Below are 19,051 nucleotides of genomic sequence, written 5' to 3'. Positions count from 1 at the left end.
GGGATTTTTTATTGCCATACCCTATCATCACTTCAATCCGGTACATACCCGACTCCAAGTTCGGTCAAGTCCAGCTGCTCTTTACTGGCGAACTTTGGTATAAGTTAACGACGAAAACGTTAACCGGATAAAACGAAGAAATAATAAAAGTCAAGTGGGCAGGCCATGATAAGGAGGCGCCGCTGCCAACAGAAAAATGGATCAGGTAATACAAAGTTGTATGAACAAAATGCACCCTATATTGAACATAATGACGGCTCTTTTCCGTTGCATCGGAAAGCTATACTCGTCCCTGAGGACGCAGGTATATCTGCTGATTATGCCCAAGAGTTTGGTCTGTAGATTGGTCAAAGACAAGCTTCAGCTGGACACTTTACCGCATCGGATTGCCTTCGCCCAGAAGAGAGTTGTACAGCGAAGGTCGCGCAACCGTAAAGGGGCACTGTTCACGGAAATCCCGGATGGCTCTCAGGGCTCATCTGGGAACAGGCAGGCTGCGTATCGGGATGCAAAGCCAGCCAGCGAGGTCTGCTAAAAGACACCCAACAAAATAAAAATTAATCAAAGTTTTTTGAGGCAACCTTTTTTTGATCGGATAAAAAAGACCACAACAATGAACAGCAAAAAGTTTATTAAAAACGCTGCCATCGCCTTCGGGTCGGCATTGACTTTAGTACTAGGTATCGCATTCGCGGTAAATGCAATGGAAAAGAAAGTGGATAAGCAGTCTAATATTGAAACACAATCCACATTTGTTCCGGATCAATGGTTCCAGTATACTGGGCCAGATTCCTCTGATCCTAATTATGAGGATGAAATAATGGATCCGAACAACTATACACCTGTTTCATCTCCTACTTGCGACACTGGCCCCAAGCTGTGTCAGGTGCACGCCGAGGATGATGGAAACGACAAACCTACAGAAGAAAGCCTACAAGATCTAGAAGATCAGATTTTGAAAAATGAAACTCAGGACCCCAATAAGGTACGTTTTCATGAATAATTAGGCAAAGAATAGTGGGACAATAGTAATTGTCCCACTTTCGATTATGGATTTTGTTCGATGCCGCCCCGTTCAATGACCTGCAGCGGAATTTTATAAGCAAATTCCATCACACTCTTTCCCTGCATCGAAACGACTTCACCGTCAATTCTCCTTTTAAGATCAACTATCCTATTCTCAGCGGCATATCGCCTTAAGTCCGTCCATCGCAGTCCTCTAAATACAAGTTCTCGCCGCCTTTCCAAAAGAATAAATTCCAGCAGAGATGCTTCGTTAACCGGCAATGTTGGCATCTCAGCATATCTATTTTTTAATAGTTCCATTAAGGTTAATTTTGCATCGCTCAGTTGCCCGGCCCTACATTCAGCTTCTGCTTTATTCAATAACACTTCTCCTACCGTCAATCCCATAAATATACCCTGTCCAGATGGGTTATAATTACCGGTAAACGCGTAGGTGCCATTGGCATCTTTCGTAAAAAACAATTCTTTTCTCCTATCCTCCTTGGCATAACTGTTATACAGCAGCGTATCCACGGTAGCCTTGTCTTCCAATAAAATACTTGTAGGAATCATCATGGCGTAAAAGAGAATATCGTCGTTGTAGGCATCAAATGGACGGGCTCCTGTTTTTTTAATTTGATTATAATCAATTGTTTTTCCACCTGTCGCCAGCGCCCTATCTGCATATGCCAGTGATTTGTCATATTGCCCAAGTCCCAGATATATCCTGCTTAACAGCGCCAGAGCTGCTGTTTTATTAGGTCTGGTTGGGTATTCATATTTTTTATCCGATAAAAGCCCCAGAGCCTCTTCCAGGTCCTGTAATATCTGATTGTAGGTTTCGCCCAAACTTGACCGCTGCAATTTCTCATTGATATCCGAATTGGTCTTAAGTACTATTCCCAAAGCATTTTCGCTGTTTTTGTTATAATATTTACAGAATACCTGTGCCAGTGAATAAAAAGAAAAGGCACGGTGATACAAGGCCATCCCTTTCAGCTCATTGCGACTAAGACCATCCGGCAGATAATTTACCTTATCAAGATAATCTAATACCACATTGGAATAAAAAATAGTGATATAAGAATCGCTCCAAAAGCTATTTTCAGTCGGTTCTTTTGACCAGAGATAAGCCTCCCGATATTCTACCATTGAAATGGCTTTAAAATTTGCATCTGTCAGGTAATAATTGTCGGAAGCGACCTCCAGCAGCCCGGGATTTCTGAACGAATGATTGTCCAAAATGGCTGTCAGTTCAATGTTGCTATTCGGCGTATTAAGTTTGGAATCGGGCTTTTCTTCCAAAAATTCTTTGCACGATGTTATAAACAAACAACAGGCAAAATAAAATAGCGATAGATAATATTTTGATTTCATGTTTTTAAAATTTTAGATTGACACCAAAAGTGTACTGTTTGGGAACCGGAATTGCATTTGGATAACTCGGATCAAGGCCTTTATCATTCTTGCGCCAGATTACTCCGAGATTACTTAAGTAAATAAAGAAGCTTAATTGACTGATGCGCAAGGGACTAATCTCACCCAACCGATACTGAAGTTTGATATCCTGCAATCTGATATGATCACCGGGTTCAACCAACACTTCACTATTTCCATAAAATCCGTCCGCCTTGTTCAATGGATAAGTCATTGCAGGTATATTGGTCGACTTTTCATCGCCCGGCTTCTGCCATCTACTGTAAAAGTCAGGATGACCATCCCCCCTGCTGTAAAGATCTGAATAGCTTATGGAAGGCCTTCTGAAAAAATATTTAAACTGATATAGCAAAGAAAAGGACAGATTAAATTTTTTGTAATCAAAAAAGCTGTTTACAGTACCATAGATCAGCGGCCGTTTAGATCCATGTAACTTCAAATCTTCCAAAGGAGACTGTTTACCAGCCATCTTTGAATAATCTTTAGACACTTCGCCATTAAAATATCCCATCGGTTCACCTGTCTGCGGGTCAAGTCCCGCGAACTTATAACTGTACATGGCGTAGGGCATCACATCTTTATAGGCTATAAAAGAACTGGACACCAAAGAAGAAGCTCCCGGATAATCAACAAAAGTCTTTTTTACCCAATTGTTATTGTAGGTGAAGATAAAATCAGTCCGCCATTTAAACCGTTTATTGAAGTTAATGGACGATAAACGAACATCAACACCCCTTCCGTCTACATCTGCCACATTCATGAGCTGACTGATCAAACCTACCGTCGGATCCAGCGGATATAGATGGATCAGATCAAATGATTTTTTCCAGTACATATCCACACTTCCTGAAATACGGCTATTGAATAGGGAATAATCAAGTCCGAGGTTAAATGTTTTTATTTTTTCCCAGCGTAAAGAAGGATTGGGAGCAACAAGTACCTGCGCTGATGGCCAGCTAATACCGTACAAGGCGTTAAGTGTGCTGTATTGAATTGTTGTATTCCCCGAACGTGAGGGATCAATATTTCCGCTAAAACCATATGTAGCCCGGAATTTCAGTTCATTGACAGGAATAGATTCCATAAACTGTTCTTTCTTTATATTCCAGCTCAATCCAGCCGACCAGAGCGGATTCCATTTATCATTTGTATTGACGCCAAAAACATTGGAAGCATCTTTTCTGAAACTGCCACTTACCGTATAGCGGTTCAATAAAGTATAAGATCCATTTCCAAATAATGATACGTATCTATTGTTTGTCTGGCTCTTGGTTATAAAAGAAGGTATCTGTGCATTGGATGCGAGATTATTGTAAGTAGGATACCTATTCATATAATCAATTTGGGTACTATATACTAGCTTTTCCCCATCATAACCATACATTCCATCCGTAAACGCCCTAACGGCTTTTGCACTGACTTCTGACCCCAGTATTACGTTCACCCTGTGATCAGGATGATCGTTCCATTTAAAATCTACCTGAAAGCGACCAAAATGTGAAACGGCATTATTGCTTCCAAATTCCAGTATCCCCCCAACAGGTATCGGTCTACTGACCACTCCATTTGTGCCGACATTGGTATATAGATTGACCATTCCTCTTGATCTTATGGAGTACTGGTCGAAAACCGTCTCATCATCGTCCTTTTGTATTTCGTTTCTATACCTAAAACTCAGTCCAAACAGTTTGTTGATCTGATAATTCAGCGAGGCGCTGGTCAATAAGCTGTTCAGCACAGCATTGCCCTTATTGTGCTGTAATTCTTCCAAGGGCTTATACGTCCAGTCCAATAGATTCGGATCAGCTAAACTTTCGATATAGCCAATGCTATAATTATAGGGTATTGAAAGAAACTGGCCGTCTGCAGTTGCCAATGAAGAATATGGATACCTGCTCCCGGAATTGTCATAGTAGCTGAGCAGCTGCGTCTGCCTGCTTTCTAATCTAGCATACATCATATCAAGCTCCGCCTCCAGTTTTCGCGTCAGCTTGAATTTATTATAAGCCTTCAGCGTAAACCGGTTATTATCTGAGGACACCTGAGTACCTTTTGAGCGGTCATACCCTGTGGATATACGAAAACTATTCCTGTCACCGCCGCCACTCACTGAAAAAGAATATTGACTGCTGATTGCAGGCCGATAAAGATATTTCAATAGATCATTTCTAATATCCGTCTGACCATAAGTATCCAAAACATCATTAAGTTCCTCTTCGGTAAGCAATCCTTTCTTCTTTTTCTCCATGGCCTCAATCGCCATCGGAAGGATGGGTTTGGATCTCGAATTTATATTCGAATTGTAATAGCCTTTATCGTACAATTCCAGCTGCACCGCAATCAGGTCAGCATTCGCAATAACCTGTCTTTTAAAAAGGTCAGGCTTTTGGATGACTGCGGTATTTTGACTCGCCTCTACCACCAATGTTGAGTTTTGTTTACCTCGTTTTGTGGTAATAACAATAACACCATTGCCCGCCTGTGCTCCCCAAATGGAGCTGGCAGCAGCATCCTTTAAGACAGTGATATTTTCAACATCATTCGGATTAATGGCATTTATATCACCACTATAAGGAAAATTATCGACAATGATCAAGGGGTAATTGGCCCCTCGGATTGAGCTTACCCCATGTATATTGAGTGACTCATTTGCAAATTTCCCTGTATTGTTAAAATTAGCATTTGCATTATCCGAATACATACCAGAGATCATGCTCTTGACACGTGTCAAAATATTAGATGCTGGGGAGCGATTGATATAAAGTGAATCTATTTTCTCGAACGATCCAGTAGCACGTTCTTTTGGAATATACTGAAAACCTGTAGAGAATACAGCCTCCTGCAATCGGATCGAATTACTTTCCAGGACGATCAAAATATTTTCATCGTTCGACCGAACGACATATGATTTGGGTATGTAGGATATATGCGAAAATTTGAGGGTATCGCCGACCGAAAGACTGTTTATATTGAAAGTACCGTTTTTCTGAACCTTAAAGCTGCCCTTTCCTACCGAGATAATATTGACATCTGAAAGCGCCTTTCCTGCTTGGTTCTGCACACGGCCATTTAGCATGACAGGATTCTGTGCAAAAACTTCGAGCCGCAAAATAAAACAAGTTGCGACCAATAATATATAATAGTTCAACTGTTTCATCGCTGTATAATTAAGAAGTTTACAATTCTTTTGTCTTTTTCGACATTGAGATCGTTTTCTTTTAAGAAAGTACAGAGCTTGCCCTTCGTCTCAAAGTCCTTCACTGAATAGTTGGGGACAAGGACTTCGCCTTTTATTGAATCAATAATCTGCCAATTAGGCCTACTCAGGCGAAGATCGTTGATCAGATTTTTTAGCGTTTTAAAATCCGTGCCCGATTTAGGTTTTATGGCTGTCCTCCCCTTGCCCGCCTTTACAACAATACATTCAACCAATGAATCCCTTACGCAGACATTTAAGCCCAGACAGGTGTTCAAGAGATCAGCCATATTAATCCTGCCTATGGATTTTGATTCAAAGCAGATCAGGTTTTTTTTCTCCCAGTTTCCTATATCCTCGCCTTTGGAAAGATAATATTCGAATCTTTCCGGATCATAAACATTCCAGATGATCTGATTAGGGGTAAATTTGTAGCGGTCTGCATAGGCCAATCTATATAAGCTCAGAATTGATCTATTTCGATAAGAAATAATCTCGTAGGGACCGAACTTAGATCTTTCAAAAGGGCTTATATCTTTCACCTGGTCGGTTATAATTGCATAGCCCAATAGACTGTCATGGGTAGATTGTTCCTGCCGGTTAAGCTCCATATCCATTATAAATCGATGGAAATTTGGTTGGAGCTCAGGTTTGAGTTCTGCATGTAATACGCCTTTTGTCGCGAAATTATGCAGGTCATCTTTCGTGATTTCCTTGCTTCCCGTGAGCCCAACGACGACACCCTCTTTATTTATCCATACCAGATGAGGTATACTTTCATGCGGGAAATAACTTTTCAATCTGCTGTCTGTTATAATACTTCTCAGACCAGTACCTTTTAATAGGTCATTCCTTTTAAAAAAGGACAAAATGGCCTTTTCTTTCTGCTCTGAGACTGCAACAAGGCCGATATTTAAACCTTTGCTGAAATCTGAAAGTTTGGCTAGCCCGGTTAAACAAGGAGCACATCCCGTATTCCAAAAGTCTAGCACCAGCGGCCTCGCCCTATACTCTTTAAGTGAAGCTTTCTGTGTACTATTCAATTGCTCATTAAAAAAGAAAAACTCGCTGTCCCATAATTCTTCGGGGATTCTATCACCGATCTGCAGCGGAGATGGCCCATTGGCCCCGCTGTCCTTGCGGGGCGTCTGAGCCGATAAACTAAACATAGAAACTAAGAGGAACACGATTACAAGTAATGTAATCTGTATAACTGGAATATTGACTACCTTATCCAATAAGGCAGTGGATAGATTAGATCTTTTTATCATCTGCTTATGGATTAGGTATTATTCTGCAATTCTATTAAAGAAACTGTGGATCCTTTGCTTGGCTTCCAGATCGGCCGTAATGACTTCGGCAGGATCTGCAAAGGTGAATGGCACCGCATCGATTTCGATCTTGCGAAAATGCACCAGGAAATAAGCCATCAGCACACGGCATACTTTCATCAAAAAGGTATGCATCTGCTTCATTTCGGCAGCATCTTCCTTTACCGCACACTTTCTACAGTTTTCAAAGAGTGCCCATAGGTTTTCCTGACAATCATTTATTGTATGTTGGGACCAGAACTCCCGAATGGTATTTAATGGATCGTATCCATTGTCGTATATTTCATAACATGCTAGCTCAAAGGGTAGCAGATTGTTTGCTTGTTGGTTCATAATTTAGTTTCATCAAGTATGACAAACCTTTGGATGCTCGCTCAGATACAGGCATAGCTTTCCCCTTCGCGATTTTTTCGCGTTAAAAAGGCTTGTCATTGCACAGGTCAAATGCGACCTATGCCAAATGGACAAATAAGATTAAAAGTCCGAAAAGCGCCTTGATACAATTTCAAGGCATAAATAGGGTTCATTATGGCGCTCCCTGCCGGAAAGAAGTAAAGACCGACCTACCACAAAATTGTATTACAATAAAAACTACTGGTAAAAAGTTTGGACTGAATGAAAATTTGCTTAATTTTAAGGTGCAAATATTAAATCAAGCTGTAACATTGGCCAATATTACCTTTTAATGCAATTATATAAGTGTATAGGTCGGTGACAGGCATATCAAGAGGGAAATTAATCTGAACTGGGCTCAGCTGTCTTTTCGTATTAAGGAAAGTCAAGACCTCCCCTTTTTATTGCTCTTTTATAGCCTGTTTTTGATTGGGCGCAACCTATTCAGGTGCGCGGAATATGTTCTTTAAAAGTGATTTGCGGGAATACCTCGTCATGCGATCTCTGATCGAATGCGTGTGATGGGTGGTGTTTGTTCGTTTCGTTCTCATAATCGTTTTTGGTTTATATGAATGAACGAGCTCTATAATAACGAAGGGTGAAACCTTACGTTTAATCATTCTTCTCACTAAGGCAAAGCCCTAGGTCAGACCTAAGAAAACTCTTAGGCGGCACCTGAAAATGATTGCACAGTAAGGCCCACCCCTACGCTATTATTATTTACAAATATAATAATATCTGTAGGAAATGAGCATAACCTTACCGTCCCATCCCAGGTGCCAATTGAGAAGTCAGAGACTCGTTATTTAATCAGACAATGTCCAATTACTGCTCAAACTTTATGATATAGCAATACTAAATCATACACAAATATATGAAAGTTGACTTTAAAAATCAACAATAAAAATAAAATAATTTATGTCTATATATAAAATCAATCGTATATCCGAAGTTTTAGATGAAAAAGGTGTTAAAAACAACGATCTTGTAGATCATCTAAATGTAAAAAAGGAAACAGTCTCTAGATGGGTAAATAATAAACAACAACCCACTCTTAATACTCTAAATGATATCGCTAGATTTCTAGTGGTAGATATAAGAGATTTACTTTATAAAAGTGAATGGATGAAAAGTGAAGACATCAAATAAAAAGAGAGTAAAATAAAATCTATGTACAATAATTGCTACGATTTTAGATTCCAAACTTTCGAACATTACACTTGATTATTATTTGTAGCAGCTTTGTTAAAGTTTGTAGTTATTATTTTTGCAACCAGAGTACTACTGCAGTAAAATAGAAGTGGGTGAAACAATAGATGAAGGTATAATAGAAGGTTATATACCAATGTCTGTGGTCAAATTTGATTTCAAAATGGAAATGGCTGTTGATGAGAATCAATATAAATATGTTATGGAGAGCAGTTGTTGAATATATCAGTTATAAAAATAGTGAAAATTAACTTCTAATTATTATTAATGTATAAAGAGGTAAAATACCAAGATATTGAAAAGTATCTCTACCAAGCTGTTTTGATAGTAACAGCTACGGATTTAGAAACTAAAATTCTACATAAGGAAATAAAGCCAATATTAGGTCAGGATCATATTCTTCAGTTTTTTATTAAAGACAAAACATATTATTTAGGAGTTTTTGGGGTCTATTTTTGTGTACATATACAATGTGGAACTATGGGATCTGTTGGGGCTGCAAGTTCTATTGTTACTGTAAGAGATTCCCTAAACACTTTAAAATCTAAAGTCACAATAATGATAGGAATAGCTTTTGGGGTTGATAAAAACAACCAAGAGATTGGGGATGTGATAGTTGCCGATCTTGTTGTACCTTATGATAACAAAAAGATATCAAATGGTATAACGACATATCGAGCACCAGCTGTCCCTACCAGTACTCTATTGTTAAATAGATTTAGAAATGTAAGAACTTGGGAATTTTTGTTAAGCAGGCGTGCTGCAAATAAAATAGTAGCACCAATTTTTTCTGGTGAAGAGCTGGTTAATGATCTTGTTAGAAGAAATGAGATAGAAAAGATTAATCCTTTAGCAAAAGGAGGAGAAATGGAAGGGGCTGGTCTTTATGCAGCAGCAAATGGCCAATCTGAGTGGATATTAGTTAAAGGGATATGTGATTATGCAGATGGTAATAAAGACAAAGACAAAGATGATAATCAAGTTATAGCCATGTCATCAGCACTTTCTTTGTGCTTGGAAGTTTTTTCCAGTATAACATCTTTCACTCATATTAATTTATTCCCAGCTAATTCGACTCCAGTCAAAACATTAAGTATAGAACCCACTCTTGTTAATAATGTTCTGTTCGATGTCTACGATGTTAGTAAAGAAAAGTATTATTTGTTACGAGATATTGATGAAAACGTTATCAAAAGTATGAACTACACTTCAATATGGGTTAGTGGTAAATCAGGGAGAGGAAAGTCTTTAGCATTATTTCGAAATCTGATAAAGGGAAAAATAGACTATATCTCTGTAAGTTTGGCCAGTTGTACAGGTCTCTCTATTGATGAGTTCTTTTATGAGATCTATGTGGAATTAATGCTAAAGTTAAACCCCTCTGAAACTATTGAGAGAATTACAGATTACAGAACAATTGTTAGAAAGATTAATCAAATACTTTTGGCTCATTATCCTGGGAAAACTATTTTTATTTTAATTGATGAAATTCCTCTGGGTAATGATGAACGTTTTAAGGATTTCGTCTGTAAAATTTGTTCATTATTTATTTCATCTTTGTTAAGTTGTTCAGGAGTTACAGTTCGATATGCACTTTCATCCATTTATTCACCAGAAGAGCACATTCCCGAATACCAAAGCAAAGTTAGGAATTACATAAAATTTATTGACTTTGCGGATTGGAACGAAACAGAATGTCATCAATTAGTTAATATGATAGAAAGTGAACTGGATATTACGGTATCTGAATCCACAAAGAGGTCTATTGTCGAAAAATCATCCGGATCTCCGCGTTGGATTAAGAATGTCGTTAAGAATGTGGTAATTTTAGGTGATACTTCCGATACAAGTGTTGATGAGGCAATTAAACAAACTAAATGTCAAAAAGTGATCTAATGAATAAGATATTAAAACCATATACAATAGTACCATCATCTCTATATGTTGAAAGATCTGCAGATCGACAGGTTGAGAACATTATTAATGAAATGGGAAGGCCTGGCTATGTATTAGTTTCAAGGCAAATGGGAAAAACTAACTTATTATTAAACGCTCGACGCAAATATGCTAGTTTCAATGATAAATTTGTCTATGTAGATTTGAGCAATCTTTTTAATGATGAACTTAGCTGTTTTAGAAATATTATTGATACGGCTATCGAGATAAATTATGATGTATTCTCAAGCAAAGAAATGGAAGTGGATGAATTTAGAACTCGATATTCCCACTTACCTCCACATAAGCAACATGAGAGGGAGTTGAGAATACTATTAAATGGAATTCAAGGAAAGTTAATAATAGTTCTTGATGAAATAGATGCACTAACAAAGACTGAATACTCTGATCGAATATTTGCTCAGATTAGGAGTATCTATTTTGGAAGAACTAATTATCCGGAGTTTGAACGTCTTACTTATCTCCTTTCAGGAGTCGTGGAGCCTTCGGATTTGATAAAAGATCCTAAGATTTCTCCATTTAATATTGGAGAGAAAATATATTTAAATGATTTTTCAAAAGAGGAGTTTTTTGATTTTGTACGTAAAGCAGAATTAGAAAATTTAGATAAAGACGTGTTAGATAGAGTGTTCTATTGGACAAGTGGAAACCCTCGTTTAACATGGGATTTATTTGCAATAATTGAAGGTAATATCTTAGAATGTCGTTCGAAAGAAGATGTTGATACAATTGTTCAACAAATGTATTTAACTTCATACGATAAACCTCCTATAGATAATATTAGAGAAATCGTTAAGAATAATAAACATCTTCAAGATGCTCTAATTGAAATTGAATATGGTAAAGGTCAAATAGTAACAGACCAAATAAAGCAAGACCTTTATTTAGCTGGAATTGTTAATTATGATATGGGTAGTGTCGTAATAAAAAATAGGATTATTCAACATTCATTATCAAAAAAATGGCTAGAGTCTCTATATGATAGATCAGAAGATTATTTGTCAATAGGTATTGACTATTATCATAAAAATATTTACAAACTAGCTATAGAGAATTTAACAAAAAGTTTAGACCAAAATCCGAAAAAGGATGAAAACTTTGTAAGGTATTATTTAGGACTAAGTCATTATTATAGTAACTCTCTTGACTTGGCTAAATCGGAGTTATTACAAGTTAATTTTGACAGGAAGGAATTTGGAAAGCTATACTCCTCTACAAATCTCTATTTAGGATATATTTCTCAGATTATTGGAGCTTTAGAGGAGGCTAAAGAATACTATGATAGAGTTCTTAAATTTGAACTAAAAAATGAATATTATATTTCGGCTTTAGTTAATTTAGCAAAGGTGTATTTTGAATTAGCACAAGAAGAAGAGGGCGAGAAAATTCTCTTAAATTATCTTTCTTCTACTATCGAATCTTACGCTTTAGAAGATGATCCGGACAAATTTTTTAACACAAAATTTATAGCTTCTGAATTAATGGCTAAAGTTCAGTCTGAGGTGTATAATCGTGATAGCCAGTTGGAGAGCTTGGAAGAGCTTGTTGAGAAAGTATCAGTGAGGAACAAGCCGATTGTTCTGATGTCTTTATATGAATTAACGAAGAGTAACGAATACCTAGATCAAGCACTTAAGGAAATTCTAGATCAAAAGCTTAAAATTCAAAAAAAATCAAAACTTATTGAGATTAAACTTGATCATGATAAAGTTCGTTCATTAGAAATGTATCTGTTCTTGGAGCGAAAATATGAAGACTTTGAAATTTTGATTGATTATGAAAGTAAAACAATAGATGATTATTCAAAAGAAAAAATTTTGGAAAAGCTAGCAGGTTTCTTTCAGGAAAGTGATGTTTCTGATGAAGAGATATATTCGTTTGCTGAGTATTTTTATCTTTATCATCCCCCTGTTTCTCTTCAAATAAAGAGAAATCTCTTAGGCTTACTTGCTGGCCTAGGTATAACAACGAAGATAGATTCCAAACGCTATTTGTTGGAATTAGTGAACTTCCTTGAGGAGAATATTAAAGTAGAAATTTCTATTGAAATTCTAAACTTATTCATTTTAGGTATAAATCAGTTTATCGCTCAAAACAAATTGATTGATGCTTCTGAGCTAATAGACAAGATTTATAGAATAAAAAGAAATCTATCGCCCCAATTACAAGAAGTCTATTTACTGATAGATTATTTGGAGCTTATTTTATTAAAGAAGAAAAGCAGGTTCACAGATGCCAGAACCAAGGCATCGGAAATACTTCGATTAGCGGAAATTGATTACTCTTCAAAATTAGCTAATCCAATTTTATCGCATAATCTACCTCAGATTATGCAAGAGTGTAATGCGACATTGTCTGCGTCAAATTTTCTTTTTAAAATGCCCTCTACTCATAAAACTTCAAACAAAGTTGGGCGGAATGATATCGTTACAGTTCGATATTTAAATAGTGGGAAGCAAGTGACAGGAAAGTTTAAGAGAGTTGAAATTGATTATAATAATGGAAAATGTATACTAGTCGATAATTAGTTTTGTTACTATTACAATGATGTCTTTGTGATTGTAAAGCGAACTGTGTCACAACTCTAAAAGGAGTGACGTGACACAGTTTGCCTTACACTCCCCACTCCTACACTTTTACTCGCTTAGACTTATTGTATTAATTTATTTAGTGAAACTTTGTAAGTTTTTATTTATACTATTTACATTAATTGCGCCAATATTATTATTATTCTTATTATTATCAATTCTTGTATTTTTGCAACTTTTTGAAAGTGTAAATATTTTTTTCGTAGCGTAGATTGAAGATAATATCCCCGTAATTATAAATATAGTATATATTAATTTATAAGATTTTCTGTGTGAAAGCTGAAAATTGAATATGCCTTTCTTTTTTGATTTAATAGTTTGCTCTTCTTCAGTTAAGAAAAGTGGATACCTACAATTATTCTCTGCTTCTATTTTTTTTATTATATTCTCAGAATGCTTAATAAGAAAACTGTTCCTTTGGTCTATTTTTATAAAAATAAAAGCAATAATTATTTGAATTAAACCTAAGGCTCCTCCTAAATAATATTCTTTGTATGTTGGTTGAAATGTCGTAATCGTAGCAGTTGTCAACAGACTAGAAAATAAGATGAAATAATTAAATAGTTGAACTCTTTGTTGTGCATGTTGTATAAAATGTTTAAAAGCTAAATCAAGCCATTCCTTATCAGATATATTTGTTTCTTTCATTATTCTTTGATCTATTTATGTCTTCAACGTGATTTGGACAAATTTGCTTAACTGTTTAATAAGAGGTTTATTGCAGTAAATTTAGTGATTTTTGTCGACTATACGATGTTCCAAATCTAATATTACCATTTTGGTAAGGCTGTATATATCGGTTATTCCGGGTCAGCAATTACAAAATTATTTTTTTAGTTTTCTCATAAACATAGTATGGTGGATATACTTGAACAAGCTGACCCCTCAAAATTGAATTAGAATTAGGGATGCGTAGTGCGTTTAAAGCTGTTATTCAACTGCCATACTGGCTGATGTTGACCCCCTAATTTATTTTTTCAGTTCATTGCGCTGGAGCATGCTGACCCCTTAGCAAGTAGTTTTTGTTACTTAGTGATCAAACAATTCGGATCACTGATGGCTGGAAAACCAAAACGAATGAGTCAGATAAAGCAATTAATCAGATTGTACCAGAGCGGTAGCGGGATAAAAACAATCGCCCGCATCCTTGGTATGAGCAAGAATACGGTGAAGTCCTATCTCAAAAAGATGGCCGACGGCGGTTTCAATACGGAAGAACTTCTTAAACAGGAGGACCCCCTGTTGGAAAAGTCGTTCTACGCAGGGAATCCTGCTTACAAGGCAGACAAGTTTGAGTACCTAAAAAGCCGTCTTGACTATTATGAAAAAGAACTTAAGCGTACCGGAGTTACCAAGCTGCTGCTCTGGCAGGAATATATAGAAAGTGATCCCACCGGTTATAGCTATCCACAGTTCAACTATCATTTAAGGCAACAGCTTGTCTCGCGCAAGGGCAGCATGGTGCTTGAACATACCGCCGGCGATAAATTATATATTGACTTTTCCGGAAAAAAGCTCCATTATATTGTATCCATTCTACCAAGTACATATTGACTTAGATCGGCTCAGTGGTTAGCTTTGCTGTTATGAACAACCTTCAAGAAAAACGTGAGCGTATGCTGTCTATGATAGCAGACTGGCAGCAGAGCGGAAAAAGCAAGAAAGCGTTTTGCACGGAAAATGGGATCAAGGAAGCGACTTTTTATTATTGGTTTTCGCGCAGTAAAGAAAATGACACTACCGGAGGGAACTTTATCACAATCGACAACGCGACCCGAAGGAACGATGTTGAGATTATCTATCCCAACGGTGTGCGTATAAAGGTCGAAAATGATCTTGCCCTTGTATCACAGCTGATCCGTCTGTACTGATGTTTGCACTGGGGTCATCGCACCGCTTTTATCTTTACGATGGGTTTTGCGATATGAGAAAGTCATTCGACGGGCTCTGTGGACTGATCAGTTCGGGGATGGGTCGTCAGGCTACCAATGGTGAGGTTTTCGTATTTCTGAACCGTAGCCGTACGCATATGAAGCTGCTGCACTGGGAACAAGGAGGCTTTGTCCTTTATTATAAGCGTCTGGAGAGGGGTACCTTCATGCCGCCGAAGGTAAAAAACGGAGAATTGTCCTGGAGCGACCTGGTACTGATGGTCGAAGGGATACAAGTGGTAAAAAGTATTCAAAAAAGACGTTTTTCTTTACCTTAAAAATGGACTTAAAATAGGAATAAAGGTATCTTTTGAGTATCTTTAGGGTATGGAAACAGCACTGGAAAACCTATCAAAAGAAGACCTTCTGAAAATGGTTTCCAGTATGTCCAAACAGAATGAACTCCTCCATCAGGAGCGTGAGATTCTTTCACAGGAGCGTGATTACCTGAAAGCTCAGGTGGAGATGCTTCAGCGTATGCAGTTCGGACAGAAGCGTGAGCGCTTTGAAGGCGATCCTGATCAGACGATGCTCCCTTTTAATGCAGAGCCTGCTGAAGCAGAGCAGCAACAGGAAGAAATCAAAGAAAAGATCGAGTATGTCCGTAAACGTCCCAATCATAAAGGACGCGCTAAATTACCTGCCCATCTCCCTGTAGTCGAGATCGAGATACACCCTGAAGGAGACCTTTCCAAAATGGTCTGTATCGGCAAGGAAATTACCGAGGAACTGGAGTGCGAGCCTGCAAAGTTCTATATCAAACGTTACATCCGTTATAAATATGCAGCTAGAAACGGAAATGGCGTATCCATCGCCGAACTGCCTGAACGGGTCATCGATAAAGGAATTGCAGGGCCGAGCTTACTGGCGATGATATTGGTAGGTAAATATCAGGACCACCTTCCGCTATACCGGCAAAAACAGATCTTCGCAAGGGAAAACATACAGATCCCATCCTCAACCATCGAAGGATGGACCAGACAGGCCCTGGAAAAACTGGAACCATTATATGAACAAATGGTCTTCGATACCAAATCTCAGGGCTATCTGCAGGTTGATGAGACCCCTATAAAAGTACTGGACAGCGATAAAAAAGGAGCTGCCCATCAGGGGTACTTTTGGGTCTACCATTCGCCTTTGGATAAAACGGTACTGTTCGATTATAACCCTTCCCGTGGTGGTCATGTACTTAAATCCATGCTGGATAACTTTAAAGGATATCTGCAGACGGATGGGTATGCGGCCTACGAAAAGTTTGGCAAAAAGAAAGACATCACCCATCTGGCCTGCTGGGCACACGCACGCCGTGAGTTTGAGAAGGCCCTAAAGAATGACCCGGCAAGGGCCCAAAAGGCACTGCTGATGATACAGGAACTTTATAAAGTTGAGCGAAAAGCCAAAGAAGAAAAGTTATCACCCGATAAGATCAAGGAGCTGCGGCTGAAAGAATCGCTCCCGGTTATCAACGAGCTGGGCAAATGGATCTTTGATGAAATAAAGGACACCCTGCCCAAAAGCCAGATCGGGAAGGCTATGGCCTATGCATACCTACGTTGGGACATGCTCTCGGAATATCTGCGCGACGGGAATCTGCAGATTGACAATAACCTTATCGAGAATGCCATTCGCCCTGTTGCTCTGGGACGCAAAAACTGGCTGTTCGCCGGAAGCCATGAGGCAGCACAGCGATCAGCAATGATCTACTCTTTCTTCGCTATCTGCAAAAAGCATGAGGTGAACCCATTTCTGTGGTTAAAACATACGCTAATGAATATAGCGTCAATAAACCACAAGAATATAAAAGAGCTTTACCCACAGAACTTCAAAAAATCAACTGATATGTAGTTCATAGGCCGGATACATTATATTGACAGGTCCACTGGGGAGCTGGTCGCCTGTGAAGTATTTGTGGCCTGCCTGCCCTTTTCAGACTATGCGTTTGCAATCGCTGTACCATCTCAGCAGACCCCTGACTTTTTTTATGCACTGAGCAGCTGCCTGGAGTCTCTTGGCGGTGTACCAAAGGCCATTGTCCCCGACAATCTCAAAGCAGCGGTCATCAAGGCCGATAAATATGAGCCGGTCCTGAACCAGTCCATGGAAGACTTTGCCAATCACTACGGCACAGCTGTGGTTCCAGCACGTGCAGGCCGCCCAAAAGACAAATCATTGGTAGAAAATCAGGTAAAAATGATCTATACCCGTGTTTTTGCACCACTGAGAAACAGGCAGTTCTTTGATATCCATACGCTCAATGAAGCCATAAAGGTCTGTATGTTAAAGCACAACCAGACCCGGATGCAGCAAAAGCCATACTGCCGGGAAGAGCGGTTCTTAAGTTCCGAAAAATCAACATTGGGCGAACTTCCCAAAGAACGCTTCGAGCTGAAGAGCTACGCTGAACTCAAAGTTGGAGATAACGGACATATCTACCTGCAGCGCAATAAACACTATTACAGCGTACCCTTCGCTTATATCGGAACAAAGGTAAAGATCATTTACACACGCAATATGCTCTGGATCTATTGTCGGGGCAAACAGATTGCCTCGCACATACGCAGTTACAGGGAAAATGCGTACACCACTCTGGCGACACATTTAAAGTCCGAACATCAGGCGTATAAGAACCGCTCGCATGAAACGTACCTGACAAGGGCAAAAGCACACTCTGCGGAGTTCGCCAGACTTCTGGAGATACTCTTTGAGCGGGCGCATTATCCCGAGCAGTTATTCCGTACCTGTGACGGACTGTTCAGGCTAAAACGGGACTTCCCGGCAGAACAGTTTGACAAAGCATGTAGTTACGTACTAAAAAATAAGCTATATACCTACTACTACTTTAGGAATGTACTTGAAAATGGAACAGCAAACAGTCAGCAGGAAACTTCCGTAAAAAGCTCCCTGCCAGAGCATGCCAATATCAGGGGAAGAGGGTATTATGAAGGCAGCCAGCCGACACTGTTTGATCAGTCAAACGATGGATCCGCAATACAGTGATGAATAGAATAGAATAAAATAAACAAATAATAAAATAAGATGAATATTGAAACACAGATGAGAGCGTTGCGCTTACATGGTATGGAGCGTAACTGGAAAGCATTGAATGAAACCCGCCGCAGTACAGAACTCACCCTTTCCGAAGGACTGTCCCTATTGCTGCAGGCAGAATCAGATGAACGGGATGAAAAAAGGTTTGAGCGTCTCAAACAGAATGCCGGGTTCCGCTATCAGGCTTCCATAGAGGAGATAAACATGGTCGCTACCAGAGGTTTGGACAAGGGATTGATCACTACGCTGGCTACCGGCGAGTACATCAAAAAAGGAGATCCGATACTCATCAGCGGTGCTACGGGCTGTGGGAAGAGCTTCCTCTCTTCAGCATTGGGCCATCATGCCTGCGCACAGGGGTATAAAGTCCTGTACTTTAACCTGCAAAAACTACTTCTAAAGACTAAAATGGCCCGCCTTGAAGGTACACTGCACAAGCTGATGGACAGGATATCAAAAGCAGACCTACTTATTGTCGATGACTTCGGCCTGGTAAATCTAGACCAGCAGCAAAGGCTGGATCTGATGGAAATAATTGAAGATAGACACGCTAAGGCCTCGACAATAATTGCCAGTCAGTTACCTGTGGCCAGCTGGTATGATGTAATCGGTGAAGATACAATTGCAGACGCAATACTCGATAGACTGATCCATGGATCTTACAGAATCGAACTTAAAGGCGAAAGTCTAAGAAAAAAGAAGTAATATTGTCAGGTCATCAGTTGGACTGAAAAAAGCCTTGTTAGAGGGGTCAGTATGTCCAGCGGAGGGGTCAACTTCAACATTATATCCAGTATGGTGCGGACTATGCATCTGTCAATCAGCATCGCACCCGCTATTGTAATCATTCGATTAAAAAAATTGTATAATTAATAATTATGGCTTAAACGGATATGTTTAGCTAAAATGCGGTTACTTTTTATAAAAGTCTATATCTTTAATATTTTAGATAAAAAA

General features: G+C 38.8%; 16 protein-coding genes. 11 read left to right on the top strand and 5 right to left on the bottom strand.

Annotation, left to right across the window (positions count from 1 at the left end; translation table 11 throughout):
• Window positions 1–165: 165 nt before the first annotated feature.
• Complete coding sequence (locus B4Z47_RS05405) at window positions 166–342, top strand: hypothetical protein (protein ID WP_159332997.1); 177 nt, start codon at window positions 166–168, stop codon at window positions 340–342.
• Between the two features lie 271 nt (window positions 343–613).
• Window positions 614–1,003, top strand: coding sequence for a hypothetical protein (locus B4Z47_RS05400; RefSeq protein WP_159332998.1), 390 nt, complete (start codon window positions 614–616; stop codon window positions 1,001–1,003).
• 44 nt (window positions 1,004–1,047) lie between these two features.
• Here B4Z47_RS05400 and B4Z47_RS05395 read toward each other — a convergent pair whose 3' ends face one another.
• Genes B4Z47_RS05395 through B4Z47_RS05380 form a run of 4 tightly spaced genes read right to left on the bottom strand, consistent with a single transcriptional unit; the run spans window position 1,048 to window position 7,302 of the window.
• Window positions 1,048–2,382 (bottom strand): RagB/SusD family nutrient uptake outer membrane protein, encoded by a 1,335-nt coding sequence (locus B4Z47_RS05395; protein WP_159332999.1) that lies wholly within the window; start codon window positions 2,380–2,382, stop codon window positions 1,048–1,050.
• 4 nt (window positions 2,383–2,386) lie between these two features.
• Window positions 2,387–5,599 carry a SusC/RagA family TonB-linked outer membrane protein gene (locus tag B4Z47_RS05390; protein WP_159333000.1) on the bottom strand — a complete coding sequence of 1,071 codons (3,213 nt, stop codon included), beginning with the start codon at window positions 5,597–5,599 and terminating at the stop codon, window positions 2,387–2,389.
• Window positions 5,596–6,909, bottom strand: a complete 1,314-nt coding sequence (locus tag B4Z47_RS05385; RefSeq protein WP_159333001.1) for a TlpA family protein disulfide reductase — start codon at window positions 6,907–6,909, stop codon at window positions 5,596–5,598. The genes B4Z47_RS05390 and B4Z47_RS05385 overlap by 4 nt, the downstream gene beginning before the upstream one ends.
• An 18-nt stretch (window positions 6,910–6,927) precedes the next feature.
• Window positions 6,928–7,302 carry a hypothetical protein gene (locus B4Z47_RS05380; protein WP_159333002.1) on the bottom strand — a complete coding sequence of 125 codons (375 nt, stop codon included), beginning with the start codon at window positions 7,300–7,302 and terminating at the stop codon, window positions 6,928–6,930.
• Window positions 7,303–8,280: 978 nt separating this feature from the next.
• Here B4Z47_RS05380 and B4Z47_RS05375 point away from each other — a divergent pair.
• From B4Z47_RS05375 to B4Z47_RS05365, 3 genes are all read left to right on the top strand, one after another.
• On the top strand, window positions 8,281–8,511 hold the full coding sequence (locus B4Z47_RS05375; RefSeq protein ID WP_159333003.1) for a helix-turn-helix transcriptional regulator: 231 nt from the start codon (window positions 8,281–8,283) through the stop codon (window positions 8,509–8,511).
• A 327-nt stretch (window positions 8,512–8,838) separates the two neighbouring features.
• A complete protein-coding gene (locus tag B4Z47_RS05370; protein ID WP_159333004.1) occupies window positions 8,839–10,467 on the top strand; it encodes a hypothetical protein in 1,629 nt (542 codons plus the stop codon).
• Entirely contained in the window at window positions 10,467–13,055 is a 2,589-nt protein-coding gene (locus tag B4Z47_RS05365) for an AAA-like domain-containing protein (RefSeq protein WP_159333005.1), read from the top strand. Before B4Z47_RS05370 ends, B4Z47_RS05365 begins: the two co-directional genes overlap by 1 nt.
• A 135-nt stretch (window positions 13,056–13,190) precedes the next feature.
• On the opposite strand, the gene B4Z47_RS05360 is transcribed toward B4Z47_RS05365, so the two are convergent.
• Complete coding sequence (locus B4Z47_RS05360) at window positions 13,191–13,763, bottom strand: hypothetical protein (RefSeq protein WP_286726958.1); 573 nt, start codon at window positions 13,761–13,763, stop codon at window positions 13,191–13,193.
• A gap of 429 nt (window positions 13,764–14,192) precedes the next feature.
• On the opposite strand from B4Z47_RS05360, the gene B4Z47_RS05355 reads away from it, so the two are divergent.
• The 6 genes from B4Z47_RS05355 to istB all read left to right on the top strand — a co-directional run bounded on the left by B4Z47_RS05355 (window position 14,193) and on the right by istB (window position 18,799).
• Window positions 14,193–14,669, top strand: coding sequence for a helix-turn-helix domain-containing protein (locus B4Z47_RS05355; RefSeq protein ID WP_286726956.1), 477 nt, complete (start codon window positions 14,193–14,195; stop codon window positions 14,667–14,669).
• Between the two features lie 32 nt (window positions 14,670–14,701).
• Window positions 14,702–14,986 (top strand): IS66 family insertion sequence element accessory protein TnpA, encoded by a 285-nt coding sequence (gene tnpA / locus B4Z47_RS05350; protein ID WP_236586044.1) that lies wholly within the window; start codon window positions 14,702–14,704, stop codon window positions 14,984–14,986.
• Window positions 14,986–15,324, top strand: coding sequence for an IS66 family insertion sequence element accessory protein TnpB (tnpB, locus tag B4Z47_RS05345; protein WP_262896111.1), 339 nt, complete (start codon window positions 14,986–14,988; stop codon window positions 15,322–15,324). The genes tnpA and tnpB overlap by 1 nt, the downstream gene beginning before the upstream one ends.
• A 49-nt stretch (window positions 15,325–15,373) precedes the next feature.
• A complete protein-coding gene (tnpC, locus tag B4Z47_RS05340) occupies window positions 15,374–16,891 on the top strand; it encodes an IS66 family transposase (protein ID WP_201639121.1) in 1,518 nt (505 codons plus the stop codon).
• Window positions 16,892–16,954: 63 nt separating this feature from the next.
• The gene (locus B4Z47_RS05335; protein ID WP_286726951.1) at window positions 16,955–18,043 is read left to right on the top strand and encodes a Mu transposase domain-containing protein; all 1,089 of its coding nucleotides are present in this window, start codon (window positions 16,955–16,957) and stop codon (window positions 18,041–18,043) included.
• 57 nt (window positions 18,044–18,100) lie between these two features.
• The gene (istB, locus tag B4Z47_RS05330) at window positions 18,101–18,799 is read left to right on the top strand and encodes an IS21-like element helper ATPase IstB (RefSeq protein ID WP_286726949.1); all 699 of its coding nucleotides are present in this window, start codon (window positions 18,101–18,103) and stop codon (window positions 18,797–18,799) included.
• Window positions 18,800–19,051 lie beyond the last annotated feature (252 nt).

Origin of the sequence: Sphingobacterium sp. UBA2610 (assembly GCF_002339225.1) — a bacterium.
Classification (GTDB): Bacteria; Bacteroidota; Bacteroidia; order Sphingobacteriales; family Sphingobacteriaceae; genus Sphingobacterium; species Sphingobacterium multivorum.
The sequence above is the reverse complement of the archived record's forward strand: the minus strand, read 5'-3'. Positions and strand labels throughout refer to the sequence as shown.